Annotated in this window: 26 protein-coding genes; 18 read left to right on the top strand and 8 right to left on the bottom strand. The window is 62.0% G+C overall.

Features of this window, described 5'->3' with window-relative positions:
• Window positions 1–113: 113 nt before the first annotated feature.
• A complete protein-coding gene (locus tag ACRC0P_RS11505) occupies window positions 114–1,088 on the bottom strand; it encodes a KpsF/GutQ family sugar-phosphate isomerase (protein ID WP_438630995.1) in 975 nt (324 codons plus the stop codon).
• Between the two features lie 55 nt (window positions 1,089–1,143).
• Window positions 1,144–2,109: a calcium/sodium antiporter gene (locus ACRC0P_RS11500; protein ID WP_438630993.1), complete on the bottom strand. Its 966-nt coding sequence runs from the start codon at window positions 2,107–2,109 to the stop codon at window positions 1,144–1,146.
• Window positions 2,110–2,349: 240 nt separating this feature from the next.
• Here ACRC0P_RS11500 and ACRC0P_RS11495 point away from each other — a divergent pair, with 240 nt between their 5' ends.
• From ACRC0P_RS11495 to hisD, 5 genes are all read left to right on the top strand, one after another.
• On the top strand, window positions 2,350–3,003 hold the full coding sequence (locus tag ACRC0P_RS11495) for an MlaC/ttg2D family ABC transporter substrate-binding protein (protein ID WP_438630991.1): 654 nt from the start codon (window positions 2,350–2,352) through the stop codon (window positions 3,001–3,003).
• A gap of 94 nt (window positions 3,004–3,097) precedes the next feature.
• Window positions 3,098–3,331 carry a BolA family protein gene (locus ACRC0P_RS11490; RefSeq protein ID WP_438630989.1) on the top strand — a complete coding sequence of 78 codons (234 nt, stop codon included), beginning with the start codon at window positions 3,098–3,100 and terminating at the stop codon, window positions 3,329–3,331.
• A gap of 103 nt (window positions 3,332–3,434) precedes the next feature.
• A complete protein-coding gene (gene murA, locus ACRC0P_RS11485) occupies window positions 3,435–4,697 on the top strand; it encodes a UDP-N-acetylglucosamine 1-carboxyvinyltransferase (RefSeq protein ID WP_438630987.1) in 1,263 nt (420 codons plus the stop codon).
• Window positions 4,698–4,796: 99 nt separating this feature from the next.
• Window positions 4,797–5,426 (top strand): ATP phosphoribosyltransferase, encoded by a 630-nt coding sequence (hisG, locus tag ACRC0P_RS11480; RefSeq protein WP_438630985.1) that lies wholly within the window; start codon window positions 4,797–4,799, stop codon window positions 5,424–5,426.
• A 10-nt stretch (window positions 5,427–5,436) separates the two neighbouring features.
• Window positions 5,437–6,738: a histidinol dehydrogenase gene (hisD, locus tag ACRC0P_RS11475; protein WP_438630983.1), complete on the top strand. Its 1,302-nt coding sequence runs from the start codon at window positions 5,437–5,439 to the stop codon at window positions 6,736–6,738.
• Window positions 6,739–6,841: 103 nt separating this feature from the next.
• Here the strand turns inward: hisD and ACRC0P_RS11470 are convergent, their stop codons facing one another.
• Window positions 6,842–7,990, bottom strand: a complete 1,149-nt coding sequence (locus ACRC0P_RS11470) for a S1C family serine protease (protein WP_438630981.1) — start codon at window positions 7,988–7,990, stop codon at window positions 6,842–6,844.
• A 173-nt stretch (window positions 7,991–8,163) separates the two neighbouring features.
• Between ACRC0P_RS11470 and sat the strand changes: the two genes are divergently transcribed.
• Window positions 8,164–9,354, top strand: coding sequence for a sulfate adenylyltransferase (gene sat / locus ACRC0P_RS11465; RefSeq protein WP_438630979.1), 1,191 nt, complete (start codon window positions 8,164–8,166; stop codon window positions 9,352–9,354).
• A gap of 56 nt (window positions 9,355–9,410) precedes the next feature.
• Here the strand turns inward: sat and ACRC0P_RS11460 are convergent, their stop codons facing one another.
• Complete coding sequence (locus ACRC0P_RS11460) at window positions 9,411–9,869, bottom strand: YhcB family protein (protein WP_438630977.1); 459 nt, start codon at window positions 9,867–9,869, stop codon at window positions 9,411–9,413.
• A gap of 152 nt (window positions 9,870–10,021) precedes the next feature.
• Between ACRC0P_RS11460 and zapE the strand changes: the two genes are divergently transcribed.
• The 9 genes from zapE to ACRC0P_RS11415 all read left to right on the top strand — a co-directional run bounded on the left by zapE (window position 10,022) and on the right by ACRC0P_RS11415 (window position 19,103).
• A complete protein-coding gene (zapE, locus tag ACRC0P_RS11455; protein ID WP_438630975.1) occupies window positions 10,022–11,146 on the top strand; it encodes a cell division protein ZapE in 1,125 nt (374 codons plus the stop codon).
• Window positions 11,147–11,600: 454 nt separating this feature from the next.
• Window positions 11,601–12,029, top strand: coding sequence for a 50S ribosomal protein L13 (rplM, locus tag ACRC0P_RS11450; RefSeq protein WP_183455722.1), 429 nt, complete (start codon window positions 11,601–11,603; stop codon window positions 12,027–12,029).
• A gap of 14 nt (window positions 12,030–12,043) precedes the next feature.
• Entirely contained in the window at window positions 12,044–12,436 is a 393-nt protein-coding gene (gene rpsI, locus ACRC0P_RS11445) for a 30S ribosomal protein S9 (protein ID WP_183455724.1), read from the top strand.
• A 329-nt stretch (window positions 12,437–12,765) separates the two neighbouring features.
• Window positions 12,766–13,365, top strand: a complete 600-nt coding sequence (petA, locus tag ACRC0P_RS11440; RefSeq protein ID WP_438630972.1) for a ubiquinol-cytochrome c reductase iron-sulfur subunit — start codon at window positions 12,766–12,768, stop codon at window positions 13,363–13,365.
• Window positions 13,362–15,563, top strand: a complete 2,202-nt coding sequence (locus tag ACRC0P_RS11435; protein WP_438630970.1) for a cytochrome b N-terminal domain-containing protein — start codon at window positions 13,362–13,364, stop codon at window positions 15,561–15,563. Before petA ends, ACRC0P_RS11435 begins: the two co-directional genes overlap by 4 nt.
• Before the next feature lie 114 nt (window positions 15,564–15,677).
• On the top strand, window positions 15,678–16,304 hold the full coding sequence (locus ACRC0P_RS11430) for a glutathione S-transferase N-terminal domain-containing protein (protein WP_438630968.1): 627 nt from the start codon (window positions 15,678–15,680) through the stop codon (window positions 16,302–16,304).
• A gap of 165 nt (window positions 16,305–16,469) precedes the next feature.
• Window positions 16,470–16,865, top strand: coding sequence for a ClpXP protease specificity-enhancing factor (locus ACRC0P_RS11425; protein ID WP_183456101.1), 396 nt, complete (start codon window positions 16,470–16,472; stop codon window positions 16,863–16,865).
• Window positions 16,866–16,991: 126 nt separating this feature from the next.
• Window positions 16,992–18,212: a GGDEF domain-containing protein gene (locus tag ACRC0P_RS11420; protein WP_438630966.1), complete on the top strand. Its 1,221-nt coding sequence runs from the start codon at window positions 16,992–16,994 to the stop codon at window positions 18,210–18,212.
• Window positions 18,213–18,488: 276 nt separating this feature from the next.
• Window positions 18,489–19,103: a Yip1 family protein gene (locus ACRC0P_RS11415; protein WP_438630964.1), complete on the top strand. Its 615-nt coding sequence runs from the start codon at window positions 18,489–18,491 to the stop codon at window positions 19,101–19,103.
• A gap of 54 nt (window positions 19,104–19,157) precedes the next feature.
• On the opposite strand, the gene ACRC0P_RS11410 is transcribed toward ACRC0P_RS11415, so the two are convergent.
• Both ACRC0P_RS11410 and ACRC0P_RS11405 read right to left on the bottom strand, forming a co-directional pair.
• Window positions 19,158–21,053 carry a M48 family metallopeptidase gene (locus ACRC0P_RS11410; RefSeq protein WP_438630962.1) on the bottom strand — a complete coding sequence of 632 codons (1,896 nt, stop codon included), beginning with the start codon at window positions 21,051–21,053 and terminating at the stop codon, window positions 19,158–19,160.
• A 44-nt stretch (window positions 21,054–21,097) separates the two neighbouring features.
• Complete coding sequence (locus tag ACRC0P_RS11405) at window positions 21,098–21,694, bottom strand: LemA family protein (RefSeq protein WP_438630960.1); 597 nt, start codon at window positions 21,692–21,694, stop codon at window positions 21,098–21,100.
• A 222-nt stretch (window positions 21,695–21,916) separates the two neighbouring features.
• Between ACRC0P_RS11405 and ACRC0P_RS11400 the strand changes: the two genes are divergently transcribed.
• Window positions 21,917–23,107, top strand: coding sequence for an acetyl-CoA C-acyltransferase (locus ACRC0P_RS11400; RefSeq protein WP_438630956.1), 1,191 nt, complete (start codon window positions 21,917–21,919; stop codon window positions 23,105–23,107).
• A 337-nt stretch (window positions 23,108–23,444) separates the two neighbouring features.
• Here the strand turns inward: ACRC0P_RS11400 and ACRC0P_RS11395 are convergent, their stop codons facing one another.
• Entirely contained in the window at window positions 23,445–24,275 is an 831-nt protein-coding gene (locus tag ACRC0P_RS11395) for a MurR/RpiR family transcriptional regulator (protein ID WP_438630954.1), read from the bottom strand.
• Between the two features lie 420 nt (window positions 24,276–24,695).
• Between ACRC0P_RS11395 and ACRC0P_RS11390 the strand changes: the two genes are divergently transcribed.
• Both ACRC0P_RS11390 and ACRC0P_RS11385 read left to right on the top strand, forming a co-directional pair.
• A complete protein-coding gene (locus ACRC0P_RS11390; RefSeq protein ID WP_438630952.1) occupies window positions 24,696–25,277 on the top strand; it encodes a hypothetical protein in 582 nt (193 codons plus the stop codon).
• Window positions 25,267–26,223, top strand: coding sequence for a nucleotidyl transferase AbiEii/AbiGii toxin family protein (locus ACRC0P_RS11385; protein ID WP_438630950.1), 957 nt, complete (start codon window positions 25,267–25,269; stop codon window positions 26,221–26,223). Before ACRC0P_RS11390 ends, ACRC0P_RS11385 begins: the two co-directional genes overlap by 11 nt.
• On the opposite strand, the gene ACRC0P_RS11380 is transcribed toward ACRC0P_RS11385, so the two are convergent.
• Window positions 26,220–26,651, bottom strand: a complete 432-nt coding sequence (locus ACRC0P_RS11380) for a TonB-dependent receptor plug domain-containing protein (protein ID WP_438631029.1) — start codon at window positions 26,649–26,651, stop codon at window positions 26,220–26,222. The genes ACRC0P_RS11385 and ACRC0P_RS11380 overlap by 4 nt on opposite strands.
• Window positions 26,652–26,891: the final 240 nt, after the last annotated feature.

Genomic DNA, 26,891 nt, shown 5'->3' with positions numbered 1-26,891 from the left:
CTCTACAGCCTCATCGGCAAACGTTTCGCGAACGGCCCCCGGAAGCAGCGCCTGCGCATCGGGTCCCGGTATTCTTTTCCGGATCCCGGATCCCGGATCCCGAGTCCCCGAGATCAGATCACCCCGGCGCGCAGTATATCGTGCATATGCAGCAAGCCGGTGGGGCGGTGTGCTTCGTCCTCTACTACCAGTGCGGTGATCTTGTTGTCTTCCATAATGCGCAGGGCTTCGGCGGCCAGGATATTCGCGGAGACGGTCTTGGGGCGGCGGCTCATCACTTCGTCCATGGTGGCGCTGTCCAGTTCCACCTTGTGGTCGATTACCCGGCGCAGGTCGCCGTCGGTGAAGACGCCGAGCAGGGCGCCCTCGCTGTCCACCACGGTGGTCATGCCGAAGCCCTTGCTGGTCATTTCCAGCAGGGCTTTGGACAGCAGGGTTTCCGGGGTCACCCGGGGCAGTTCGTCGCCGGCGTGCATCACGTCTTCCACTTTCAGCAGCAGGCGCCGGCCGAGGGCGCCGCCGGGGTGGGAGAAGGCGAAGTCCTCGGCGGTGAAGCCGCGGGCCTCCAGCAGAGCCACCGCGAGGGCGTCGCCCATCACCAGGGTGACGGTGGTGGAGGAGGTGGGGGCCAGGCCCAGGGGGCAGGCTTCGGTTTCCACGGATATATCCAGGTTCGCGTCCGCCGCTTGTGCCAGCGGCGAGTCCGACTTGCCGCTCATGCTGATCATGGGGATACCCAGGCGCTTGAGCAGCGGCAGCAGGGTGAGCACCTCCGCCGAGGAACCGGAGTTTGAGATGGCGATCACCAGGTCGTCGCGGGTGATCATGCCCAGGTCGCCGTGGCTGGCTTCGCCCGGGTGCACGAAAAAACTTGGGGTGCCGGTGCTGGCCAGGGTGGCGGCGATCTTGCGGCCGATATGCCCGGACTTGCCCATGCCGGTGACGATGGCGCGCCCGCGACATTGAAGGATAAGTTCGCAGGCGCGCTTGAAGTCGTCATCGATGCGTTTTTCCAGCTCTGCCACCGCTTCGGTTTCCATCAGCACCGTGCGGCGCCCGGCTATCAATATGGGGTCTTGTTGGGTCATGGCCTGTCGTTGTTGCGAATTTTGTGAGTGTATAGGATGCCTGAAGGATGCCGTTTCAGGGGTGGAACAGCAGCCAGTAATAGGCGATGTAGCTGGTCAGCAGCAGGGCGCCCAGGCGCCGGCCGAGGCGCCCCCTGGCGGGATGGCGCCACAGGCTGGCGGCAATCGCCGCCACCAGCATCAGGGTGATCGCCAGCATGGCCAGGTAATCGCGGGAGAATACCGCATCTTCCATCTGCGTGGTGGCGATAATCCCGGGTATCGACATCACGGCGAGAATATTGAAGATGTTGGAGCCGATGATGTTGCCCAGGGCCAGGTCGAAGTGTCCGCGCAGGGCGCTGACGATCGAAGCCGCCAGTTCCGGCAGGCTGGTACCCACAGCCACTACGGTGAGTCCGACCACCAATGGACTGATTCCCGCGGCCAGGGCCAGGTGTCGCGCCCCCCAGACGAGTATTTCCGAGCTGACCAGCAGGGCGGCCAGGCCGATGGAGAACCAGGCGATGGCGAGCGGGATGGTGTAGATGTGGATTTCCACGTCGTCTTCTTCCGGTCCGTGGTGCGTCTTTTTGTAGCGCACGGTAAGCCACAGCAGCAGTGCCAGCAGGCTGGCCAGGAGGCCCCCTTCCGCGAATGTCAGGCGTGCATCGTAGAGCATGAAGCCCGCCAGTGCGGTCACCGCCAGCAGCGCGGGGACCTCCTGGCTGAGCAGGTGGCGCTGTGCCGGCAGTGGTGCCACCAGGGCAGTGATGCCCAGTACCAGGCCGATATTGGCCAGATTGGAGCCCAGGGCGTTGCCCACAGCCAGATCGCCGGCCCCTTTCAGTCCCGCACTGATCGCCACTATGATTTCGGGGGCCGAGGTGCCCAGGGAGACAATGGTGAGGCCGATCACCAGTTTCGACAGTCCCAGCTGCAGCGCCAGTGCGGCGCTGCCGGCGACAAAGCGGTCGGCGCTCCACACTAACCCGACGAGCCCGACCAGGATCGCCAGCGCCGCCAGCCAGACTTCCGACATGCTAACCTCATAATGAATGATGTGAAATGCGGTGCCTTGCAGCGCGGTAGATCACTGCACCGGTGTGATACATCGCCACACCGCCGGGCGCCGCCATGGTATAGTTTGCCGCCGCCGCTGTCAGCCTTGCCCAGAGGGCTTGTCGGGCAGCGGGTGTACGGCGGGAGGCTGGCGGCGCGCGAGGGCACTTTCTGTGCGCCGTATGTATCCAGGGAAGAGTTTGCCAATGGGAGAATTTTTGTGACCGTATCGTATATCTACAGCCGAGTGGGTTTCCCACAGCGGGTGAAAGTGATGGCCTGGGTGTTGCTGCTGGCCTGCTGGACGCCTTTTGCCAGTGCCGGGCAGAACCCGTATGTCATGATCGAAGGGGTCTCCCAGAATCTGTTGGGAGTGATTCGAGCCAATGCCCAGTACATGAGCTCGGATCCCCAGCGCTATTACGGCGCAGTGGACAATGTATTGGAGCCGGTGGTGGATTTCGATTTCATCGCCCGCGGGGTGATGGGTCGCTACGCCAAGCAGGCCACCGCCGCACAGCGCTCGCGTTTTACCAGCACATTCCGCAAGGACCTGGTGGCCACCTTTGCCCGCGGCGTGGCCAGCTTCGGCGAGATGGAGGTCAAGGTGGTCAATCCCGGTTCCGCTCCCGGCGGCAGACGGGTCAATGTGTTGCAGGAAGTGCGAAGCAGCGAGGGGGTGACCAAGGTCTCCTATACCCTGGTGCAGAACCGCTCCGGGCAGTGGAAGCTGATCAACGTGATCCTCAACGGGGTCAACCTGGGCAAGACCTTCCGCAGCCAGTTCGCCCAGGCGATGCAGACCCACGGTGATATCGACAAGGTGATCGCCAACTGGTCTGCTGCGGACAAGGTGGCCGACCAGGTCAGTTGAACTGCGATCGGTGTCGGGCAGCGCGGTGACGGCTGCGCTGTCCGCTCAATTCCGCTACACTGCACGCCGTTTTCAAACCGACCAATCCCCGCCTATGCAACCTGAAGAAATCAAAGCCCTGATCGAGGGGCATATTCCCGAGAGCCATGCGGATGTCTCCTTCGAGGGCAGCCACCTGATGGTCACCGTTGTGAGCAGCGCCTTCGCCGGTCTCAGCCGGTTGAAGAAACAGCAACTGGTATACGCCGCACTGGGTGACAAGATCGCCGACGGTACCCTGCACGCGGTGCAGATGCAGACCCTTACCCCGGAAGAAGCCGGTCAGTAAGCCGGCATCGGAATCGAGAAGGTCAATAGTGTGGCACAGGGAGGTACCGCCGCAGGCCGCACGGTCAAGCCGGATCGGCCAAGTTAAAAAGACGCGAGACTGAATGGACAAGTTAATTATCGAGGGCGGCAGCCCAATCTCCGGTACCCTGAAAATTTCCGGCGCCAAGAACGCCGCGCTGCCGATACTCGCTGCGGCCCTGTTGGCGGATGGCCCCGTGCACATCCACAACCTGCCGCATCTCAACGATATCACCACCATGATCACCCTGTTGCGGTGCATGGGCTGCGATATCACGATCGATGAGAAGCTGGGGGTAGAGATCGACCCCCGCCCGGTCAACGACCTCACCGCGCCCTACGAACTGGTGAAGACCATGCGCGCCTCCATCCTGGTATTGGGGCCGCTGCTGGCCCGCCACGGGGTGGCCAACGTGTCCTTTCCCGGCGGCTGCGCCATCGGCAGCCGCCCGGTGGACATCCACCTCAAGGGCCTGGAGGCCATGGGGGCGGAGATCACCATCGACGAAGGCTTTATCCGTGCACGCACCAACGGCCGCCTGAAAGGCGCCAATATCGTGATGGAAAAGGTCACCGTGGGCGGTACCGAGAACCTGCTGATGGCCGCGGTACTGGCCGAGGGCACCACGGTGCTGCACAACGCCGCGCGGGAGCCGGAGATCGTCGACCTGGCGGAATTCCTGATCACCATGGGCGCGCAGATCGAGGGTGTGGGTACCGACACCCTGCGGGTTCACGGCGTGTCCCGCCTCAATCCCTGCACTTTTACCGTGATGCCGGACCGGATCGAGACCGGCACCTTCCTCGCCGCCGCCGCCGCCGCCCGTGGCAAGGTGCGCCTGACTCACACCCGCGCCGGCATACTCGACGCGGTGCTGGCCAAGTTCGAGGAGGCCGGTGCGTATATTTCCTGCGGTGACGACTGGATCGAGCTGGACATGAAGGGCAACCGCCCCAAAGCGGTGAGCTTCCGCACCGCCCCCTATCCGGCGTTTCCCACCGATATGCAGTCCCAGTTCACCGCCATGAACGCGGTGGCCGAGGGCAAAGGCGCGGTTGTGGAGACCGTATTCGAGAATCGCCTGATCCAGGTACATGAACTCAACCGCATGGGCGCCAATATCCTGCTGGAGGGCAATACCGCGATAGTCACCGGCGTGGAAAAACTGAAGGGCGCCCCGGTGATGGCATCGGATCTGCGCGCCTCCGCCAGCCTGGTGATCGCCGGAATGATCGCCGAGGGCACCACTATCGTGGACCGCATTTACCATATCGACCGCGGCTACGAGTGTATCGAGGAGAAGCTCCGGCAGTTGGGGGCGAATATCCGGCGGGTGCCGGGATAACCTGGGCGCGCGGAGCTCCAGCTCCGCTTGCGGGCCGCAGGCCCGCTCCGATTTCGAAAAGAGCGTCCCGGTCGTTAACGCTAAAAAACGATAACCACTATGCAAATTACCATCGCCCTCACCAAGGGGAGAATCCTGCAGGAGACCCTGCCGCTGCTCGCAGCTGCGGGGCTGGAACCGCTGGAGAATATCTCCAAGAGCCGCAAGCTGATTTTTCCCACCAACCGGCAAGGTGTGCGCCTGCTGATTCTGCGCGGCGTGGATGTGCCCACCTATGTGCAGCACGGCGCCGCGGATATGGGGGTGGCCGGCAAGGATACCCTGCTGGAACAGCCAGGGGACAATGTCTACGAGCCACTGGACCTGGAAATCGCCCGCTGCCGGCTGATGACCGCCGGGATCAAGGGGGCGGAACTGCCCCGCGGACGCATCAAGGTGGCCACCAAATTTGTGCAGAGCGCCAAGCGCTACTACGCCGCCCAGGGGCGCCAGGCGGATATCATCAAACTCTACGGCGCCATGGAACTGGCGCCGTTGATGGAGCTGGCGGACGAGATCGTGGATATCGTGGATACCGGCAACACCCTCAAGGCCAACGGCCTGGAGGCCCGGGATACCATCGCCCAGATCAGCAGCCGGCTGATTGTGAACAAGGCGTCGATGAAAATGAAATACCAGCCGATCAACGCGCTGATTGAAAAGCTCAGCGCCGCCGTCAATAAACAATGACCAGTAATCGATGATCAATATTCGCCAGTTACACAGCCGGGATAAAGACTTCGGCGCGCAGCTGGAGCAGCTGCTGGCCTGGGAGTCCGTCGCCGACCCCGGAGTAGAGGCGACCGTTGCGGAAATCCTGCAGCAGGTGCGCGAGCGCGGCGACGCCGCGGTGATCGAATACACCAACCGTTTCGACCGTCGCGAATTGCAAGGCGCGCAGGATTTTTGCCTGCCGCCGGAAGCGCTGACTGACGCATTGGAGCGAATTTCCTCCACGGAGCGTGAGGCCCTGGAAGCGGCCGCCGTGCGGGTGCGCGAATACCACCAGCGCCAGTTGCAGCAGTCCTGGCAGTACACCGAGGCCGACGGCACTGTGCTCGGCCAGCAGATTACCCCCATGGAGCGGGTGGGCATCTATGTGCCCGGCGGAAAGGCCAGTTACCCCTCGTCTGTTTTGATGAACGCGATTCCCGCCGTGGTTGCGGGCGTCGACTGTGTGACCATGGTGGTGCCGGCGCCGGACAACCAGTTGAACGACCTGGTACTGGCCGCCGCCGCCATCGCCGGAGTGGACCGGCTCTACACCATCGGCGGTGCCCAGGCGGTGGCGGCGCTCGCCTATGGCACCGAGTCCATTGCGCGGGTGGATAAAATCGTCGGCCCCGGCAACATCTTTGTCGCCGCCGCCAAGCGCGCGGTGTTCGGCCAGGTGGCAATCGATATGATTGCCGGCCCCTCGGAAATTCTGGTGATTTGCGACGGCAAAACCGATCCGGACTGGGTCGCCATGGATCTGCTGTCCCAGGCGGAGCACGACCAGCAGGCCCAGTCGATCCTGGTCAGCCCGGACAAGGATTTCCTGAAGGCGGTGGCGGATTCGTTGCAGAGACAATTGGCGGAACTGCCGCGCCGGGATATCGCCGCGGAGTCCCTGGCCGGGCGCGGCGCACTGATCGCGGTGGAGAACATCGATGAGGCGATCGCCCTGGCCAACCGCATAGCGCCGGAGCACCTGGAGGTCTCGGTGGAAAACCCCGAGCGCTACCTGCCGCAGATCCGCCACGCCGGCGCCATCTTCCTGGGGCGTCACACCGCCGAGGCCCTGGGTGACTACTGTGCCGGCCCCAACCACGTGCTGCCCACCAGTGGCACCGCCCGTTTCTCCTCGCCACTGGGGGTGTACGATTTCCAGAAACGCAGCTCGGTGATCTACTGTTCGCCACAGGGAGCCGACCATCTCGGCCGCGTGGCCGCCACTCTCGCCCGGGGCGAGGGGCTGGAGGCGCACGCGCGCTCGGCGGAATACCGGGTCAAGGAATAAAAGCCGGCTGCGGAGTTATTCACTATCGGGGATTTTGGTCGCCTGCCAGGCCAGGACCCGCCATTCGCCGTTGCGTTTCACAAAGGTGCCGGTGTTGTTTTGCTCAGCTGCGCCGTTGGGCCTTGGGTTTTTCCGACACCGTGGCGTTCACGGTGTTTTCCTTGCCGTTGCGGATAAAAGTGATCGACACGGTATCGCCGGGGCGCAGGGTGGCCATGGCGGCCATGGGGGCCACTGCGCGTCTGCCGTCGTTGATGGGGATGCCGTCGATATGGGTGATCACGTCGCCCGGCTTGAGCCCCGCTTTGTGCGCCGGCCCTTGGTTATAGATGGCGGTGACGATTACGCCGTTGCTGGAACTGAGGCCGAAGGAGCGCGCCAGTTGAGGATTCATGGCCTGGGCCTCGATACCCAGCCAGCCGGGAACCACGTGGCCGAACTCGATAATGTCCTGCATGACCTTGAGGGCGATGTTGGACGGTATCGCGAAACTGATGCCACCGGAGTAGCCGGACTGGTTGAGGATGGAAGTGTTGATACCCAGCAGGCGGCCGTGGGCGTCCACCAGCGCGCCACCGGAGTTACCCGGGTTGACCGCGGCGTCGGTCTGCAGGAAATTCTGCAGGTAGCTGCCGGTGCCGCTGTTTTCCAGGTAGCGGCCGGTGGCACTGATGATGCCCTGGGTTACCGTCTGGCCCACACCGAAGGGATTGCCGATGGCCAGCACCACGTCGCCCACCTGGGCTTTCTCCGGCTCGCCCACCTCGATGACGGTGAGGCTGGACAGGGTAATCTTCAGCACTGCCAGGTCGAAATTCGAGTCGCTGCCCACCACCTGGGCCTGGGCCTCGCGGCCGTCCGCCAGCAGAACCACGATAGCATCGGCGCCGTCGACCACGTGGTGATTGGTGAGGATATAGCCGTCGTCGCTGACGATGACCCCGGAGCCCAGGTTGGACTGCATGCGCTCCTGCTGGGGCAGGTTCATGCTGTTGAACAGTCGCCGGAACAGGGGGTCGTCAAACAGCGGGTGGCGCCGCTGGGGCACCGCCTTGCGGGTGTAGATGTTGACCACTGCCGGGCCGGCGCGGTTGACCGCGTCGGCGTAGGACACCGGTCCTTCGGCCGCGCTACCGGTGGGGCCCTCCGGCGCGCCGCGAAACTGCGGGAACAGCAGCAACAGCGCCGCGGCGATTGCCAGGCCAATACCGACGGGCGCGATCCAGTCTTGCAGAAAACGTTGTAGGGACACTCTCGACTCCTCGATTTGACGCCATTATACATGCTGGGCGCTCCCCTCTCCCGCTTGCGGGAGAGGGGTGGGGGAGAGGGAGCGGGCCACCGGCCATTGGTCATTCGCGCCCGATCCGTATAATGGGCGCCTCGAAATTCCAACACGCCCTGAATCAATTCTCGGAGAACTCTATGTCCCTGGTTCGTCCCCACGGCAGCGTCGAGCTGCAGCCTCGGTTTGTGTACGACAGTGAAAGGCATCATCAACTGATGCACGAGGCGGAGTCACTGCCGTCGATTGTGGTCAGCTCCGCGGCGGCGGCCAATGCGGTGATGCTGGGGGCGGGTTACTTCAACCCTCTGCACGGCTACATGAACCTGGCCGATGTCCTGAGTGTGGCGGAGTCCCTGCGCACTGTCGACGGGCTGTTCTGGCCCGTGCCGGTGGTGAACATGGTGGAGGATACCAGCGCGATCGAAGGCTGCTCCCGCATCGCACTGCGCGACCCCAATGTGGAGGGCAACCCGGTGCTGGCGATTATGGACGTACAGGCCATCGAGACGGTATCCGAGGAGCAGGTGGACACCATAGCGGAGCATGTTTTCGGCACCCTGGACGACAGGCACCCCGGCGTGAACACTTTCAAATCCGCTGGCCGCCAGCTGATTTCCGGCCCCATCGAGGTGCTGAACTTCAGCTATTTCCAGAGCGATTTCCCGGATACCTTCCGCACCGCAGTGGAGATCCGCAACGAATTCACCGAGCACGGCTGGAGCCGGGTGGTGGCCTTCCAGACCCGCAACCCCATGCACCGCGCCCACGAGGAACTGTGCAAAATGGCCCTGGAAGCGGTGGATGCCGACGGCGTGCTGATCCATATGCTGCTGGGCAAACTGAAGCCGGGGGATATTCCCGCGCCGGTGCGCGATGCCTCGATTCGCAAGATGGTTGAGCTGTATTTCCCGGCCAACACGGCGATGGTGACCGGCTACGGTTTCGACATGCTCTACGCGGGCCCGAGGGAAGCGGTGCTGCACGCGGTGTTCCGCCAGAACTGCGGCTGCAGCCACCTGATCGTCGGCCGCGACCACGCGGGCGTAGGAGATTACTACGGTGCCTTCGATGCGCAGACCATCTTCGACGAGAAGGTCCCGGAGGGGGCGCTGGAAATCGAGATCTTCCGCGCCGACCACACGGCCTACTCAAAAAAGTTGAATAAGGTGGTGATGATGCGTGATGTGCCGGATCACACCAAGGAGGACTTTATCCTGCTGTCCGGCACCAAAGTGCGTGAAATGCTGGGTGACGGTATTGCGCCGCCCCCGGAGTTCTCCCGTCCGGAGGTGGCTCAGATTCTGATGAATTACTACCAGAAGCAGTGATGGGTGAACAATGACCAGTGGCGCCTATGGGGGGCACTGGTCATTGTGATGTGGCATCAGCGGCTCGCGGTGCCCTCGGCTTCTTCTTCCGTCCGGTCTTTTTCCAGGCCGAAATCCTCCGCCAGAGTGCCTTTGGCACCCGGCTCCTTGGGCGCCCAGTCCCGCGGTGGAGCTACCGCCTGGCTCTCGTCATTGTCACTCAGCTTGCCGCTGCCGGCCTCCAGCATCTGCCGGCCGATATCCTGGCTGGACAGGCGCACCGCGCTGTTGGCCAGGTATTCGTGCACCTCCCGATAGCTCTCGGTCAGGTTGTGGACCAGCTGGGCAGTCTGGTCAAAATGTTCGTTGACCTGCAACTGGAAGTCCTCCAGTTTGCTGTTGGCTTCGCGCAGGCGGAGCTCCAGTTCCTGGGTTCGATCAACGCCATTGCGGCTACGGACGGCGAGAAAGGCCAGCAGCGCGCCCAGCGCCAGGCCGAGAACAGCGACCAGAATCAATACCGATGTAGAGTGCACGAAAACTTTCTCCTCAACTTTGACAATGATACCGACAATCCGTGACGGTGCCGTCATTATACGCAATTCAGAGCCCGGCGTCGGTTTTGAGTGCCTGGGGGAATTTGGTAGAGTGGCGCCCTTCGCAACCAGCCAGTCGGTTATATCCGCAGATGTCCCCATCCAATAACCCGTTGCCTTCGCCCCTGGCGCGTTATCGGCGCGACTTGCAGCGCCCGGATTTCATTGCCGATCCGGCCCAGGAAGCTGCGGTCGAGGAACTGCAGGATTTGTACCAGCGCCTGCTGACGCAGGGAGAGACGGGCGGCTTGCGGGAGCGCCTGCGGGCTATGTGGCGGGGGCGGGGGGAGCCGGAGCGGGGGCTCTATCTTTGGGGCGGCGTGGGTCGCGGCAAGACCTACCTGATGGACGCCTTCTACGAGTCGCTGCCGTTTGAGCAGAAGCAGCGCACCCACTTCCACCGCTTTATGCGCGAGGTGCATCGGGAGCTCAAGGCCCTGACGGGGGAGAGGAATCCCCTGGAGAAGGTGGCGGAGCGAATTGCCGGGCGGGCCCGGGTGCTCTGCTTCGACGAATTCTTCGTCTCCGATATCACCGATGCGATGATTCTCGCCAACCTGCTCGACGCGCTGTTCCGCCGCGGCGTCACTCTGGTGGCCACCTCCAATATCGAGCCGGCGGGGCTGTACCGGGACGGTTTGCAGCGGGCCCGCTTCCTTCCCGCCATCGCTTTGCTGGAGCGTCATACCAAGGTGGTCAACGTGGATGGCGGTACAGACTACCGCCTGCGCGCCCTGGAGATGGCCGAGCTCTATCACTGGCCGCTGGACGATTCGGCGGACGTCAGCCTGGCCCGGAGTTTCGCCGGGCTGATGGTGGAGGGCTGCGAGGTGCGGGGGCAGGTGAACCTGGATATTGAGGGCCGGCACGTCCGCGCGCTGAAAGTGGCGGATGACGTGGCCTGGTTCGACTTCAGTGACCTGTGTGACGGGCCGCGCTCCCAGAATGACTATATCGAACTGGCCCGGGAGTATCACACCGTGCTGCTGGCCAAGGTGCCGCGCTTCAACGAGCGTATGGAGGCTCAGGCGCGGCGCTTTATCAATCTGGTGGACGAGTTCTACGACCGCTGCGTCAAGCTGGTGATCTCCGCGGAGGTGCCGGCGGAGCAGCTGTACGGGGGGCGCCACCTGAAATTTGAGTTCGAGCGGACGGTCAGCCGGTTGCTGGAGATGCAATCCCACGAGTACCTGGCGCGGCCGCATCGGCCTGAATGACGTTTGGGTGGGCCGGGTGCCAGTAAGCTGGCTTCCGGGCGGCCCTGCTGCCGGGGCTTCGCCGCATTGGACCTTGGAGTCTCGACTGGCTCTCAGAGCCTGTTTGGAATCTTGCACAAAACTCTCCGGGCCGGATGGGGCGCCTCTTTCCGGGACCTTTCATGGCCATGGATGGCCGTGGAGAGCGTACAGGGATGTATTCACAGCGTGTCCCGGAAAGAGGCACCCCATCCGGACTCGCACTGCGGCCTGGAATTCCGGAGAATTCAAACAGGCTCTCAGAAAAGCTTGTCGGGCGGATAAGCATCAAGCGCATCCGCTGCTTTGGTTATGGATGCACAGGGGGAGTCCCGAGTCCCCCAAACCGCTTGAAAACCATACACCTCTTGTGTACTATCCGCGCTCTTTTGTGGGACGGCCCTTTCGTTTCGGGCCATATTGCAGGTTTTATAACATGAAGACATACAGTGCCAAGCCGGAAGCGGTAACACGCGACTGGTATATTGTTGACGCTGCGGACAAGACTCTCGGCCGTATTTCCGCCGAGATCGCCACCCGTCTGCGCGGCAAGCACAAGCCTGAGTACACGCCCCACGTTGACACTGGTGACTACATCGTTGTGATCAACGCGGAAAAAGTGCGTGTAACCGGCAACAAAGCCAAGGACAAGATCTACCACAGCCACTCCGGCTACCCCGGTGGTCTCAAGTCCATCAGCTTTGAAAAGCTGGTTGAGAAAGCGCCCGAGCGCACCATTCAAAGCGCCGTAAAAGGTATGCTGCCGAAAGGTCCGTTGGGTCGCGCCATGTTCAAGAAACTGAAGGTGTACAAAGGCAGCGAACATCCTCACGCGGCGCAACAGCCGATTGAACTGGCGATCTAAACGGAAATACTTTTATGGCAACTACTCAATATTACGGTACCGGCCGCCGCAAGACCTCCACCGCCCGTGTTTTCATCGAGCAGGGCGAGGGCAAGATCACCGTGAACGGTCGCGCCCTGGACGAATACTTCGGCCGCGAAGTGGCGCGCATGATCGTGCGGCAGCCGCTGGAGATGGTCGAAATGACTGAAAAGTTCGACATCAACGTCACTGTGAAGGGCGGTGGCTCCTTCGGTCAGGCGGGCGCTATCCGCCACGGCCTGACCCGCGCCCTGATGCAGTATGACGAAGCACTGCGCCAGCCGCTGCGCGCCGCGGGCTATGTAACCCGCGACGCCCGCGCTGTGGAGCGGAAGAAAGTGGGCCTGCGCAAGGCGCGCAAGAGACCGCAGTTCTCCAAGCGTTAAGCTTCTCCTACGGAAAACCCGGCTGCAGCCGGGTTTTTTTGTTTCGGGCCAGTGCCGGGAGAGTTTTCCGGTGCTGAGCACTTCTTGTCATTTTTGCTTATTTTCTCGCCAGTTCGCTGCGGGTTTCCCGACGTTCCCGCTGGCTTGCCTTGTATCAGTTTGGCATTTTCTTTAACATTGCGCGGATTTGTATCCGCTTGATTTATGGGGTTTATTCGCGCGAAAAAGCGGTGCGGAAGTTCGCGCGAAAAAGCGGTGCGGAAGGTTTTTGGGTTTGGGTCAGACCTCTTCATCAGAAGTAAGGGGCGCTGTGATGGGAGAAATACGTCATGAGTGATGACGGTGTAAACGCGGGGCGGCGTCGTTTTCTGACCGCCGCCACGTCGGTAGTCGGTGGTGCCGGAGCAGTCGGTATCGCTGTGCCTTTTGTGAAGTCCTGGAATCCGAGCGCCAAGGCCAAGGCCGCCGGCGCGCCGGTCAAATACAACGTCAGCAAGCTGGAGCCGGGCCAGATGGTCACTGTGGAGTGGCGCGGCAAGCCTGTCTATGTGGTACGCCGCACCGAACAGGTACTGGAGAACCTGGTCAAGGTGGAGCCCATGCTGCGGGACCCGGATTCCGAGGAGTCCATCCAGCCCCCCTATGTGGATCCGGAAAACCGCTCCATCAAGCCGCACTTGCTGGTATTGGTGGGCCTCTGCACTCATCTGGGCTGCGCCCCCATGTATCGCCCGGAAGTGGGCGCTGCGGACCTGGGCGGCGACGAATGGATGGGCGGCTTCTTCTGCCCCTGTCACGGCTCCAAGTACGACCTGGCCGGCCGCGTGTACAAGGGTGTGCCCGCGCCCACCAACCTGGACGTGCCGCCTTATTCCTATGAGAGCGACGACGTAATTGTGATTGGCGTGGATGAGGAGGGCAGCGCATGAACTGGCTAAGCGCACTGGGGGATTGGGTCGATCAGCGGCTGCCGATCTACCAAGCCTGGGACAGGCATATGGGCAAGTACTACGCGCCCAAGAATTTCAACCTCTGGTACTTCTTCGGCGTATTTTCGCTGTTAGTGCTGGTCAACCAACTGATCACCGGCATCTGGCTGGTGATGAGCTACAACCCCACCGCCGAGGGCGCCTTTGCCTCGGTTGAGTACATCATGCGCGACGTGGAGTGGGGCTGGCTGATCCGCTACATGCATTCCACCGGCGCCTCCGCCTTCTTCGTGGTGGTCTACCTGCATATGTTCCGCGGCCTGATGTACGGCTCCTACAAGCCGCCGCGGGAGCTGGTGTGGATATTCGGTATGTGCATCTACCTGGTGCTGATGGCCGAGGCCTTTATGGGCTACGTGCTGCCCTGGGGGCAGATGTCCTACTGGGGCGCGCAGGTGATCGTGTCTTTGTTCGGTGCCATCCCCGGCATCGGCGAGGACCTGGTGCAGTGGATCCGCGGCGACTACCTGATCTCCGGTATCACCCTCACACGCTTTTTCTCCCTGCACGTGATCGCGCTGCCGCTGGTACTGGTGCTGCTGGTGGTGCTGCATATCCTGGCATTGCACGAAGTGGGCTCCAACAACCCGGACGGCGTGGAGATCAAGAAGAACAAGGACGAGAACGGCGTACCCAGAGACGGTGTGCCCTTCCATCCCTACTACTCGGTGCACGACCTGGTGGGTGTGGCGGTGTTCCTGTTCATCTTCTGCGTGGTGGTGTTCTTCTTCCCGGAGATGGGCGGCTTCTTCCTTGAGCACGCCAACTTTGAGGAGGCCAACCCGCTGAAGACACCGGAGCATATCGCGCCGGTCTGGTACTTCACGCCTTTCTACGCCATCCTGCGTGCGGTGACCATCGATATCGGCCCGCTGACCGCCAAGTTCCTCGGCCTGGTGGCCATGGGTGCGGCCATCGCGATCCTGTTCGTGCTGCCGTGGCTGGACAAGAGCCCCGTGCGTTCGATCCGCTACAAGGGCGCGCTGCCCAAGGCGCTGCTGCTGGTGTTCGCGGCGGTGTTTATCGTACTCGGCTACCTGGGTGTCCAGTCCCCGACTCCGGGACGCAATTTCCTGGCGCAGGTGGCGACTCTGTTTTACTTCGCCTATTTCGTCACCATGCCCATCTGGAGCAACCCGGTGGAGCGCAAGGGCATCCCGTCCTGGGTAGTGAGCGGTGTCTTCGGCGTATTCTTCCTGTGGATGGCGGTCAGCAACTGGAAAGCCAGTCTCTTTGTGGGTGTTGCCAGTCTGCTGCTTGCCGCGCTCTTTGTGACGCTGCCCTGGCTCACCGGCCGCGACGCGGTGCATCCGGAGCCCGAACGGGTCACCAGTCCCTCCGGCGGTAAGACCTTCGGTGTGTTGTTCGGTGGCCTGATCGTGGTGGCGCTGCTGGCCTTCCTGCCCATCAAGGCGGTGGGCGCCGAGAGCGAGGTCGAACTGGACTACATCCATATCGACCCGCAGAACAAACCCTCGCTGCAGAGGGGCGCCAAGTATTTCGTCAACTACTGCATGGGCTGCCACAGCGCCAACTTCTCCCGCTGGGAGAGAGTGTCCACGGACCTGGGGATACCCAAAGAGCTGATGATGCAGAACCTGGTGCTGGGCGACGACAAGATCGGCGGCCTGATGCAGATTTCCATGCGCCCGGAGGACTCCAAGGTGTGGTTTGGCGCCGCGCCGCCGGATCTCACCCTGGTGGCCCGCGCCCGCTCACCGGAATGGCTCTACACTTACCTGCGCAGTTTCTACAGGGATGACAGCCGCCCCGTCGGGGTGAATAACAAGGTGTTCCCCAATGTGGGCATGCCCCATGTGCTGATGGAGTTGCAGGGTCTGCCGGAGTGCGCCCCCGGACCCAAGCGCGAGCACGGCCATGTGGTGCGCGATGAGTTGGGCAACCCGATTATGGACGCCGAGTGCGGCAGCCTTCAGGTGAAGGACGTCAAGGGCTCCATGGACCAGGCTCAGTTCGACCAGGCGGTCTATGACCTGGTTAATTTCATGGCGTATGTCGCCGAGCCGATGGCGGGGGAGCGCAAGCGCACCGGCTTCTTCGTGCTGGCATTTATCCTGGTATTCTTTGTCTTCGCCTGGCTGCTGAACCGCGAGTACTGGAAGGACGTTGACCACTGAGGCAGCTGTAGACTTTATATTTTCACAGGGTGGTGGGCCTGCCTGCCGCCCTTGTTTGCTTTTTGACAGAAGGCCGGCCGCCGTGCCCGCCAATCAATTTGAGGTAGTTAGAACATGGGTGTGCCGACCAACAAGCGCTCCTCCATGACCTTCTTTTCCGATGGTCGCAGCCACTACAGCCATCGCGTGCGCATTGTGCTCGCGGAAAAGGGAGTATCCGTCGATATTATAGATGTGGACCCCGACGACAAACCTGCGGAACTGGCTGACCTCAACCCCTACAACTCCCTGCCCACCCTGGTGGATCGCGACCTGGTGCTGTTCGAGACCAAGGTGATGATGGAGTACCTGGATGAGCGTTTCCCGCACCCGCCGCTGCTGCCGGTCTATCCGGTGGCCCGTGCGCAGAGTCGCCAGATCATGTACCGCATCGAGCGCGACTGGTGCCCGCTGGTGGAGAAGATTCTCGCCGGTGGCAAAGACGTCGCCGCCGCCCGCAAAGACCTGCGCGACAGCTTCGCGGGTATAGCGCCACTATTCACCGATCTGCCTTATTTCTTTAACGAGGAATTCTCCCTGGTGGATTGTTGTATGGCACCATTGCTGTGGCGTTTGGAGCAGTTCGAGGTCAGCCTGCCGAAAACCAAACAGGCGAAACCACTACTGGACTATATGGATCGCCTGTTCTCCCGTGAGGCCTTCCAGCAGAGCCTGACCGAGTTCGAACGGGAAATGCGCTGAGGGACCAAGCCGCGCGTAGACAAAGCACCGCTTTGTGCGCGGATTGGCGCCCCGCCAGGATGGCGGGGCAGGGGGTGGATCGAACTCCATGAACTCGCGCCACGGATGGCAAGCACTGACCCCTCGTTGGCAATATTAGCGGAGAGCGACTTGAGTAAGCCGGATATGACGTCCAACCGCCCGTACATCCTGCGGGCATTCTACGAGTGGATAACCGACAACCGGTGCACTCCCTACATCCTGGTGGACACTCATCTGCCCGGCGTACTGGTACCCCAGCAGCACGTCAACGAAGACGGCCAGATAGTGCTCAATATTTCCGAGAGCGCGGTGGCCGGCCTGGCCATGGACAACTACGCCATCCGCTTCAACGCCCGCTTCGGCGGTGTGCCCACGGATATCCAGGTGCCGGTGGGTGCCGTAGTGGGTATCTACGCGCGCGAGAACGGCCAGGGTATGGTGTTCGAGGCGGAGGAGACTCCGGAGCCGCCCGAGCCCACCCCGCCCACCAGCCTCGGGCGCAAGTCCGCGAAAAAGCCCTCGTTGCGGGTGGTCAAGTAGTAGCCGGTGGTGAGCGGATGAAAGATTCGCTCATCGCTCGCCACTTCAAAGGCCTGAGACCTATTCCCACAGGCACGCCTTTCAACCCGGTATAATGGCCGGCAAATTTCACATTTTTCGCTTGCCATGCCTTTACTCCTGCACCGGCTTCGCTACTGCTGGCTGCCTGGCCTGTTGTTGGCCGCGGTTGCCGCGCAATATTTCAATCTGCTCAGTTTCCGCGGACTGCTGCTGCCAAAGCTGCCCTATCTGCTGTTGGGAATTGCCCTGTCCCTGGGGATTTTCTTCAAATTGAGCCGGGTGGCTTTTGTCGCGGCACTGCTGCTCGCCGGTTACACGGCGGTGGATTTCTTTCAGGTGGTTCCCGCCAGTGAGGCGGTTGTGGGGCTCGCCCTGGCATTGGCGGCGGTCAATATTTCCCTGGTTTCCATCAGCGAAGACCGCAGCCCGCTAAATGGCTTCGGTGTTCTGCTGCTGGCAGCTATAGCGGCCCAGGGGGCGGCGCTGGCCGAGCTGCAGCGATGCTGCTCCGCACAACTGGCCGGCTGGCTGCATTTCCCCGTGGGATCGATGCTGCCCCCCTGGCTGCCGGATATCCTGAGGGGGGTGCAATCGGAGGACCTGCTGTTGATGTCGGCGGCCGCGTTCGCCGGTCTGAGAGCCTTCTGGCGACCGGAGCATATCGGGGTCGGCCTGTTCGCCTGCGTGCTCTTGCTGCTTGGGGCCTATTACGCCGGCGCGGGGGAGGGCACCCTGGTGCTGCTGATGGCCTCCTCCGGTCTGCTGCTGACGCTGCTGGCACTGCGCTCGGCCTACGAACTGGCTTTTCGCGATGAACTTACCGGCATTCCCTCGCGCCGCGCCTACAGCCGCTACCTGCTTACGCTGGGACGGCGCTACAGCATCGCGGTGGTGGATATCGATCACTTCAAGAAGCTCAACGATCGCTATGGCCACCAAGTGGGGGACCAGGCGCTGCGCATGGTGGCCGGTCAGATCGCCCGCTACGGCGGCGGCCGCGCCTTTCGCTACGGCGGTGAGGAGTTTGTGGTGGTTCTGCGGGGAGGAGATAGCGAGCGCGCCAGCCGCTCCCTGGAGCGCATGCGGGAGAAAATCGCCGGTTATCCCCTGCGCCTGCGCGGTGCCCCCCGCTCCGGCAAGGGCGACAGTCGTGCGATTCGAAAGCGCGGGCAGGGCGGCGGTAAGGTGATCAAGACCACGGTCAGCGTGGGGCTGGCCAGCAGCAGCCGGGAGATGAGATCCCCCGAGGACGTCCTCGGCGCCGCAGATCGAGCCCTGTACCGAGCCAAGCGCGGCGGGCGCAATAAGGTCTGTGTGCACAAGTGATTTCGGGACCCGGGACCCGGGATTCGGGATTCGGGACGGTCCCCCTTCCCTGTAGGAGCGGCGGGGCGGCCATCCGCCCATGGCCGCGATCGAACTCGCTTCGTAGCGCAGGCCAATCAGCGACCATGGGCTCCCCTACAGAAGAGCAGGGGGGCAAACGTCGCCGGGGAGAGAGGGGATGGACCGCAACAAACTGGCGCCCTATTCCCGCTCGTTATTGGTTAATCCGCCGCCGCCCACCATACTGCAAGGCAGGGCAGCGAAGGGAGACAGAGCGTGCGATTCCTCAGCCACACCCTCGGCATCTTTATCCATCCCGGCAAAGAGTGGGAGGCCATTCGCAACGAACGCTACTCCTTTGCCCAGGTATTCTTCAGTCATGTGCCGATACTGGCACTGATTCCCTGCGTCGCCGGTTATTTCGGTGTGACCCTGGTGGGTTTCCGGGTGGGCGGCCACGTGGCAAAGCTGACTCCCGGCAGTGCCGCAGCCCTGGCGATAGTGACTTATTTCTCGCTGCTGATCGGGGTCTATCTGTTCGGTGAATTTATCAACTGGATGTCCAGATCCTACGGCGTTAAGGGCGACGAACCCACGCGCCACTACGAGGGCACCGCACTGGCGGTGTTCGTGACCACACCGATCTTTCTCTCCGGTATTGTCGGTCTCTACCCGCACCTGTGGCTGAATGCCGCAGTCACCGGCCTGGCCGGAGTCTACTCCATCTACCTGATCTTCGAAGGCATCCCGATCCTGATGAACATGAGCAGGGAGCGGGCTTTTTTGTATGCCTACTCAGTAATCACCGTGGGTCTGGTGCTGTTGATAATAGTGCGCGTCGGGGCAGCGATTCTGTGGAGCCTGGGCATGGGGCCGGTTTATCAGAGTTGATCAACGGTCAATAAGCAGCAAGTCGCTCCTTTGGCCGGCTCCTTTGGCCGTCGATCACTGGCGGTTGTCCCCGATCACTGGTGGCATAGGGCAGTCCAGGCTGTCCGCCACCGCGCGCAGCAATTCGATTTCCTCCGCCGCTATCATACCGTCGTGGGTCATGGTTGCAGCCATGGCCTTCAGCAGCGCGGGTTTTTGCAGTGGTTTGATAGAGGCGGCGATGGCGATGGCCTTGTCCAGCCGCGGCAGGGTGATGTCGCCCGCGGCGGGCAGCGGTGTAATGTCCAGTTGCAACGCCCTGAGCCCGGCCTCGTAGGCGCGTTTGGCCGGCAGGTAGGCATGGTTTCCGGCGTGGGCCACGGCGGCGAGGATAAAGCGCATGGCGTCGCCGGTGGCGGCGGACTTCGTCGAGTGCCTGTGGCGGTCCGGCGCGCCTTCGAGCGCATGCATCAGTACCCGGTAGAGGGACCACTCCCACAATTCCACCCGGTTGTCGCTGCGCAGCAGCTTGATCAGGTTGCGCTTGAACACCTGGTACTGCTGCGGCGCCAGCGCCTTGAGCGCCGGCACGCAGAGATCCAGCAGCGGCAGGCGCGCGGTGGCGGGCAGCGATTGGAGTTGCGGTTGCAGTTTGTGCATTTCCCGCACCACCGCAGGGTGGGCAATTTCTTGCAGCAGTTGCTGTTGCGCCTGCCGCTGTGCCTCGTCCCTGTGTAGCAACAGGTGGTAGACCAGTGCGCGGGCCGCGAAGGGATCGCGGGCGGCCTGCTGCAGCGCCCCGGGCACCGATTGCAACAGTTGCCGGCCGTATTGCATCTGCCGCTCGTCGGGGTTGCCGATACTGTTGTCCACCGCATCGGCAACTGTACCGAAAGGCGCGGCCGCGGTGATGCCCATTGCCTGGGCATCCCGCTCCGCGGACACGGCGGGCCCAGCGGCCGCCTCTTCCACCCGGGGAAAACGCCCGTTCCACTGTGGGTCCAGCCGGGCGATGCGCTCATCCAGTGGCGGGTGGGTGGCAAACAGATTGGCGAAGGATCGTTTCAATCCGCTGGCAAAATACATATGGCTGAATTCGGCGGCGTTGTTCGCGGAGAGTTGCGAGCCGCCGCTGTAACCGCCGATCTTTTTCAACGCACTGGCGATGCCGCTGTTGTCCCGGGTAAACTGCACTGCCGAGGCGTCGGCGAGAAACTCCCGCTGTCGGCTCACCGCCGACTTGATCAAGTTGCCGAAAAAAGTTCCCGTATAGCCGATCACCGCCAGCCCGGCACCGAGCCCCAGCAATGCGGCGCGACTGCGGCTGCGGCCCGAGCCGAAGTAGCTGCCGCGCAACAGCCAGTAGCCCAGCAGGCCGATAATCAGTATGCCGTTGAGCAGACCGACGATGCGGATATTCAAGCGCATGTCGCCGTTGAAAATATGGCTGAACTCGTGCGCCACCACGCCCTGCAGTTCGTCGCGGCTGAGTTTTTCGATACATCCGCGGGTCAGGCCGATCACCGCATCCGCGGGCTTGTAGCCGGCGGCAAAGGCATTGATGGCGTCGTCATCGAGAATATAGACATCCGGCACTGGAGTACCCGAGGCGATGGCCATCTCCTCCACCACATTGAGCGCGCGCTTCTCCGCCGCACCGTGCGGGGCGATATTGATCTTGCGCCCACCGAGGGACTCGGCCACCGCCCGTCCGCCTGCGGCCAGTTGGCGCAGCTTGTAGAGGCTGCCCAGGGCAATCACCGCGGCGATTGTCAGGGCGATGGCGGCGACCGTATCCCAGCCCAGCAACTGGCCGTCTACCGGGGAGAAGGTCTGGCCGCGGGACCAGGCCACCAGCGCCGCCGCCAGCAGAGTGGTGATGGCAATCAGCGACACCACCGCCAGGGAGAAAAGCGCGACAAGCAGGGCGCTGTTGCGCCGCGCGCGGTCCTGGTATTCGAAAAAATTCATTCAGGCTGAACCGATCAGGTTTGTTGGTTGCGGGCCAAGGGGATTCAAAACTCCACTTTCGGCGCGGTCTGGAAGCTTTCGGAATCGGCGAATTCCAGCAGCCTGGCGTCCTCCCGGTGGCCGAAGAAGCCGGCGAAAAATACCGGCGGGAAGCTCTGCTTGTAGATGTTGTAGGACATCACCGCATCGTTGAACGCCTGGCGGGCAAAGGCCACTTTGTTTTCCGTGCTGGTCAGCTCTTCGTTGAGCTGCATCATGTTCTGGTCGGCCTTCAGGTCCGGGTAGGCCTCCATCACCACGTTCAGGCGACCCAGGGCGCCAGCCAGTGCGCCCTCGGCGTGGCCCAGCTCGGTGATGGCCCCGGGGCTGTCGGGATGGGCGGCGGCGGTCTTGAGGCCGGCGAGCGCGGTGTTGCGCGCACTGGTGACCGCCTCCAGGGTTTCGCGCTCGTGCTTCAGATAACCCCTGGCGGTTTCCACCAGATTGGGAATCAGGTCGTAGCGGCGCTTCAATTGCACTTCTATCTGCGCAAAAGCGTTCTTATAGCGGTTTTTCAGCGAAACCAGTTTGTTGTAGATGCCCACCACGTAGAACATCAGCGCGGCGATGGCCACCAGCCAGACAATGGTGGAGATTTCCATAGTGCTTCCCGAAATGATTGTGTGTCCGCTGCCGATATTAACTCAAGTTTTGGGTTCAGCGGGAAACTGGGAGATGTGGCTCTGTGTCACATCAGGACGGAGAAACTTGGGCCATCCCTACTGCCAAAGCGGATATCGGGGGAGAAGCCTCCTTCGGTTATAATGCTGACCGCAAATAACAACAGGCGGCTGTGCCGCCAACAGATTTTTGGAGAGGCCGGTATGAGCGATGTAACTTCAGATCCCGTAGTGATAGTCGGAATGGCGCGCACGCCCATGGGCGCCATGCAGGGCGCCCTGGCGGGAGCCAGCGCGCCGGAACTGGGCGCCGCGGCCATTCGCGGGGCTCTGGAAGACGCGGGCGTGGCGCCCGCGGACGTGGACGAGATAATGATGGGCTGCGTGCTGCCCGCGGGCCTGGGGCAGGCGCCGGCGCGCCAGGCGGCGCTGGGTGCGGGCATCCCGGAAGGGGTTCCCTGCAGCACCGTGAACAAGGTGTGCGGCTCGGGCATGAAAACCGTGATGATGGCCCGGGACGCGCTGCTGCTGGGCGAGGGCAGGGTGATCGTGGCCGGCGGCATGGAGAGCATGAGCAACGCCCCCTACCTGCTGCCCAAGGCCCGCGGCGGCATGCGCCTGGGGCACGGCGAGGTGCTGGATCACATGTTTCTCGACGGCCTGGAAAACGCCTACGACGGCAAGCTGATGGGCAGTTTCGCCGAGGCCACCGCGGACAAGTACGGCTTTACCCGCGAGGAGCAGGACAACTTTGCCCTGGAGTCCCTGGCCCGCGCCCAGGCGGCCATCGAGAGCGGCGCCTTCGAGCGGGAAATCGCCCCGGTCACTGTGCACTCCCGCCGCGGCGACGTGGAAGTGAAGGTGGACGAGGGCCCCGGCAGCGCCCGCCCGGACAAGATCCCGCAGCTGAAGCCCGCGTTCCGCAAGGACGGCACCGTCACCGCCGCCAATTCCAGCTCCATCTCCGACGGCGCCGCGGCGCTGGTGCTGATGCGCGAGAGCGAGGCCGGGGCCCGCGGCCTGAAAGTGCTCGCGGTACTGCGCGGTCAGGCCCAGCACGCGCAGCAGCCGGAGTGGTTCACCACCGCGCCGGTGGCGGCGATGCAGAGACTGCTGGGCAACACCGGCTGGTCTCCGGGTGAGGTGGACCTGTTCGAGATCAACGAGGCCTTCGCGGTGGTCACCCTGTCCGCCATGCGCGAACTGAACCTGCCCCACGAAAAGGTCAACGTCAACGGCGGTGCCTGCGCCCTGGGCCACCCGCTGGGCGCCAGCGGTGCGCGGATCATCGTCACCCTGTTGGCGGCGATGGAAAAGCGCGACCTGAAAAAAGGCGTTGCCAGCCTGTGCATCGGCGGCGGCGAGGCCACGGCGGTGGCTATCGAACGGGGTTGATTAAATGCGGAATGCGGAATGCGGAATGCGGAATGCGGAATGCGGAATGCGGAATGGTGAATGCGGAATGATGAATGCGGAATGATGAATGCGGACAAATCTGTCGGGAGCAGATTTACACGGCCGAAGGCCGCCCCGAAGGGGTGAAGCACAGGGATGCGCTTCATGAATACGCGATTGAACATCGTGTATTCCGCCGGAGCGCGGTCCGCGCCTAAGCCTCCGTAACGGGTGGTTTGACGGTCAGGCCCGAGCCCTAGATGCTGTTCCGCATTCCGCATTCCGCATTCCGCATTCCGCATTCCGCATTCCGCATTCCGCATTCCGCATTCCGCATTCAGCTCGCGTCGGCCAGGGCGATCGCCAGAACCTGGGCCAGCAGCAGGGAGGCTGACAGCGAGCGGAAGGCATCCACTCTGGCCTCGTGTACCACGAAGGACAGCTGACTGGTATTGGCCAGGGGCGAGACCGGGCTGTCGGTGATCGATAGCACCGAGACCCCGCGATTGGCCGCCTCCGCGGCCAGTTCGCAGGTATTCGAGGAATAGGGACTGTAACTGACCGCCAGCAGCAGGTCTCCCCGCTCCACATTGGACATCTGCTCGCGGAACATCCCCCCCGCACCATCGATCATAAACACCTTTTTATGAATATGGTTGAGGGCGTAATTGAGGTAGGTGGTCACCGTGTGGGCGCGGCCGTTGCCCAGTAGGAATATGTGCCTGGCGCGATTCATCATTTCCACTGCCTGGCGGATATCCTCCTCCTGTACCGTTTCCTCCAGCTGGCGCAGGGAATCCCGGTTGGCCTTGGCGAAGCGGGGCAGCAGTTCGTCGCTGTGCCAGCTGTGCTGGTCCCGCATCAGCTGGATGCGGTTGCTGTAGTCGGCGGTGTGGTCCAGCAGGTCTTCCTTGACGATATTCTTCAGTTCGTTAAAGCCGGAGAAGCCCAGCGCCGAAGCAAAACGGATCAGAGTGGAGGGAGGAACCCGCATCTGTTCAGCGAGTACCGCAATGGTCTCGAAGGCCACCATCTTGGGGTTTTCGAGAATATAGGCCGCCACTTCCTGCAGGCGCCGGCTCATGGAGGGATAGCTGGATTTGATCCGCTCCTGCAGTTCCAGCCACTTGACGCCTTCCGTGTCCGGGGATTCTTGTTCGGTAGTCATAGAGCAACTCGTGAATTGGCGACCGCCTAAAATATACGATTGCGCGGTGAAATAAAAATTCTGCCGGGAGTTTAAGATCTCTCAACTGCGACCTATCGGGATGCTGGCATGTGACTCATGTGACGGACAAGGTCGGTTATGGCGAAACCGGGATGACAGCCGACAGCCGTTACTGGGGAACCTGCCGCGCGCAGGCGGCGGTCGAGCTTGAACAGGAACAGCGTGTTGGCCAAACACATGCTCCGCGGCGGTTGGGGCGCCCCCGCACATAGCCGAGCAATCCAGCACCAATACGCCTGCTAAGTCATTGTATTGCCTATGTTTTACGCTACCGAAAGACGCTCAGGATGCATGAATTTTTACTAAAATTATTGCCAGATATACTTCCCGGGGCTATATTTCCCCACAGAGGCAACAGCTATGAATCGTTTGGAACAATTGAAAAGGCACCTGCGTCCCGACCGCGTGTACCGGCGTGCGGACCTTGCGCTGTGGTCGAAGAGTGTTGACCGGCATGCGCGGGAATTGGTCGACCAGGGAGTGCTGCAAAAGCTCCGCAACGGCTTGTACTACTATCCCAAGGTCTCGGCTTTCGGCCGGGTTCCGCCCGATGAGACGGAGCTCGTCCGCACTTTCCTGAAGGAAGATGACTTCCTGCTTACCTCCCCCAATGCCTACAACGCCTTGGGCGTGGGTACTACGCAGCTCTACAACTCCCGCCTGGTCTACAACCACAAGCGCCATGGTCGCTTCACCTTGGGTGGCAAGTCCTTCGAGTTCCGCAGGAAGCCCCGTTTCCCCAGGCAATTGACGGAAGAGTTCCTGCTCGTGGAGCTGCTGAACAACCTGTCCAAGCTAGCGGAGGATCCGGCTGTGGTCCGCGAACGGGCATGGGCCAAAGCGAAGGAACTGAACGCTGGCAAGCTCCGGCGTGCCGCCCGGGACTACGGCAAGGTCGCTACGCGCAAGTTCTTCGAGCAGGCGTTATCACATGGCGCCTGAACCCTTCCTCCACGAGCGTGGCGATTTTGTCGACCTGATCCGAATCGTCGCCGACGAGCGTGGTTTGCTGCCGGGGCTCGTCGAGAAGGACTACTACATCATGCACTGCCTTTATGGCCTGGGTGCCCAGGGTTTCGGCTTCGAGCTCAAGGGCGGCACCTCGCTGTCGAAGGGTTTCGGCATCATCCAGCGCTTCTCCGAGGACATCGACATTCGTATCGACCCCGCCGGTGCCCCTTTTGAGGTCTTCACCGCGCCGAATCAGAGCAAGAAGGCGCGGCACATAGAATCACGGCGGGAGTTCTATGACTGGCTCGCGGAGAACATTCACATCAATGGGATCGTTGGCGTCACCCGCGATCACGCATTCGATGACGAGAAATACCGGAGTGGCGGAATTCGTCTTCATTACGAGAGTCCCTTTGGCCTCCCGGTCGGTCTCAAGGAAGGCATCTTGTTGGAGATCGGCTTCGATGACACCACGCCGAACATGTCGCGGACCATTTCATCCTGGGCCTTCGATCGCGCCTCCGAGGCAGGCGTCGCTGTTAGTGACAATCGCGCCATCGAAGTATCCTGCTACCACCCCGGCTACACCTTTGTCGAAAAACTCCAAGCTATCTCCACCAAATTCCGCCAGCAGCAGAGCACCGGCGAATTGTCGCCAAACTTCCTGCGCCACTATTACGACATCAGCCAACTCCTGGACCATCCGGACGTAACAGCGTTCATCGGCACCCCGGAATACCACACTCGGAAAGAGCAGCGATTCAGGAAAGGTGACAAGCTGATCATCACCGAAAACGAGGCATTTCTATTGGCAGACCCGGCGACTCGGGAGCAGTACGTCCTTGCCTACCAGGCTACTGCGCCCCTCTATTTCAGCGGGCAACCGGACTTTGGGAGTATCCTCGATAAGATCGGGAAACAGATCGACAAACTCTAGTCGGGGGAAACCCCGACGTTGGAGTCCATAAAGGTGGCATTGGCGCTGAAGCCGAGGCCGAAATCGAATACGTACTGGCTGACAATTTCCCAATCTTCCACTTCCGCGGTTTCCGCGTTGAGCGGGCGCTGCACGTTGACATCTACCATGCCGGCCTCCGCATCCACCAGCGTGTCGGCTTCACCTTCCGCGAGCAGACTGCCGTTCGCCACGTCTTCGATATTGGCCGCGCCGCTCTTGTAGATCTGGGCACCGGAGATCAGTTCGGCGGGGTAGAGGTCGAAACTGAATTCGCGGCCGCCGGTCTCGGAGACGATTCGGCGGCCGTTGACCAGCACGGTGTTGAAGCTGGGGCCGAAACTGCGCACGGTGACGAACTGTCCCTCGCCGCCGTTGCGCTCGATGGCAATGCCGGGGATGGGCTGCAGGGGTTCAGCGATAACATGGGGTTACCCGCGCGATGAACGTGAAGCACAACTTGTTTCGGGTGTGGTGGAGGAATAACGGCTAGATCGGCGCTGTTCGCTTGTCTGTAGGAGATGTAATAAAGCGGCGAGCCAAGATCTAGCTCAGTAGGAGGTCAGTCCCCTAAACTGGTTGAGTTTTGAAACACAAGGTCGCTAAGCGCCTTAAACCAGAAGGGGACTGACATGAATAACTGTGGCATT

The organism is Microbulbifer sp., assembly GCF_051659245.1.
In the GTDB taxonomy this organism is placed as follows: domain Bacteria; phylum Pseudomonadota; class Gammaproteobacteria; order Pseudomonadales; family Cellvibrionaceae; genus Microbulbifer.
The sequence above is the reverse complement of the archived record's forward strand: the minus strand, read 5'-3'. Positions and strand labels throughout refer to the sequence as shown.

Coding starts and splice junctions, on each gene's coding strand:
- ACRC0P_RS11505 (WP_438630995.1), bottom strand. CDS start 1,088: ATGACCCAACAAGACCCCATATTGATAGCCGGGCGCCGCACGGTGCTG.
- ACRC0P_RS11500 (WP_438630993.1), bottom strand. CDS start 2,109: ATGTCGGAAGTCTGGCTGGCGGCGCTGGCGATCCTGGTCGGGCTCGTC.
- ACRC0P_RS11490 (WP_438630989.1), top strand. CDS start 3,098: ATGCAACCTGAAGAAATCAAAGCCCTGATCGAGGGGCATATTCCCGAG.
- murA (WP_438630987.1), top strand. CDS start 3,435: ATGGACAAGTTAATTATCGAGGGCGGCAGCCCAATCTCCGGTACCCTG.
- hisG (WP_438630985.1), top strand. CDS start 4,797: ATGCAAATTACCATCGCCCTCACCAAGGGGAGAATCCTGCAGGAGACC.
- hisD (WP_438630983.1), top strand. CDS start 5,437: ATGATCAATATTCGCCAGTTACACAGCCGGGATAAAGACTTCGGCGCG.
- sat (WP_438630979.1), top strand. CDS start 8,164: ATGTCCCTGGTTCGTCCCCACGGCAGCGTCGAGCTGCAGCCTCGGTTT.
- zapE (WP_438630975.1), top strand. CDS start 10,022: ATGTCCCCATCCAATAACCCGTTGCCTTCGCCCCTGGCGCGTTATCGG.
- rplM (WP_183455722.1), top strand. CDS start 11,601: ATGAAGACATACAGTGCCAAGCCGGAAGCGGTAACACGCGACTGGTAT.
- rpsI (WP_183455724.1), top strand. CDS start 12,044: ATGGCAACTACTCAATATTACGGTACCGGCCGCCGCAAGACCTCCACC.
- petA (WP_438630972.1), top strand. CDS start 12,766: ATGAGTGATGACGGTGTAAACGCGGGGCGGCGTCGTTTTCTGACCGCC.
- ACRC0P_RS11435 (WP_438630970.1), top strand. CDS start 13,362: ATGAACTGGCTAAGCGCACTGGGGGATTGGGTCGATCAGCGGCTGCCG.
- ACRC0P_RS11430 (WP_438630968.1), top strand. CDS start 15,678: ATGGGTGTGCCGACCAACAAGCGCTCCTCCATGACCTTCTTTTCCGAT.
- ACRC0P_RS11425 (WP_183456101.1), top strand. CDS start 16,470: ATGACGTCCAACCGCCCGTACATCCTGCGGGCATTCTACGAGTGGATA.
- ACRC0P_RS11420 (WP_438630966.1), top strand. CDS start 16,992: ATGCCTTTACTCCTGCACCGGCTTCGCTACTGCTGGCTGCCTGGCCTG.
- ACRC0P_RS11410 (WP_438630962.1), bottom strand. CDS start 21,053: ATGAATTTTTTCGAATACCAGGACCGCGCGCGGCGCAACAGCGCCCTG.
- ACRC0P_RS11405 (WP_438630960.1), bottom strand. CDS start 21,694: ATGGAAATCTCCACCATTGTCTGGCTGGTGGCCATCGCCGCGCTGATG.
- ACRC0P_RS11400 (WP_438630956.1), top strand. CDS start 21,917: ATGAGCGATGTAACTTCAGATCCCGTAGTGATAGTCGGAATGGCGCGC.
- ACRC0P_RS11395 (WP_438630954.1), bottom strand. CDS start 24,275: ATGACTACCGAACAAGAATCCCCGGACACGGAAGGCGTCAAGTGGCTG.
- ACRC0P_RS11390 (WP_438630952.1), top strand. CDS start 24,696: ATGAATCGTTTGGAACAATTGAAAAGGCACCTGCGTCCCGACCGCGTG.
- ACRC0P_RS11385 (WP_438630950.1), top strand. CDS start 25,267: ATGGCGCCTGAACCCTTCCTCCACGAGCGTGGCGATTTTGTCGACCTG.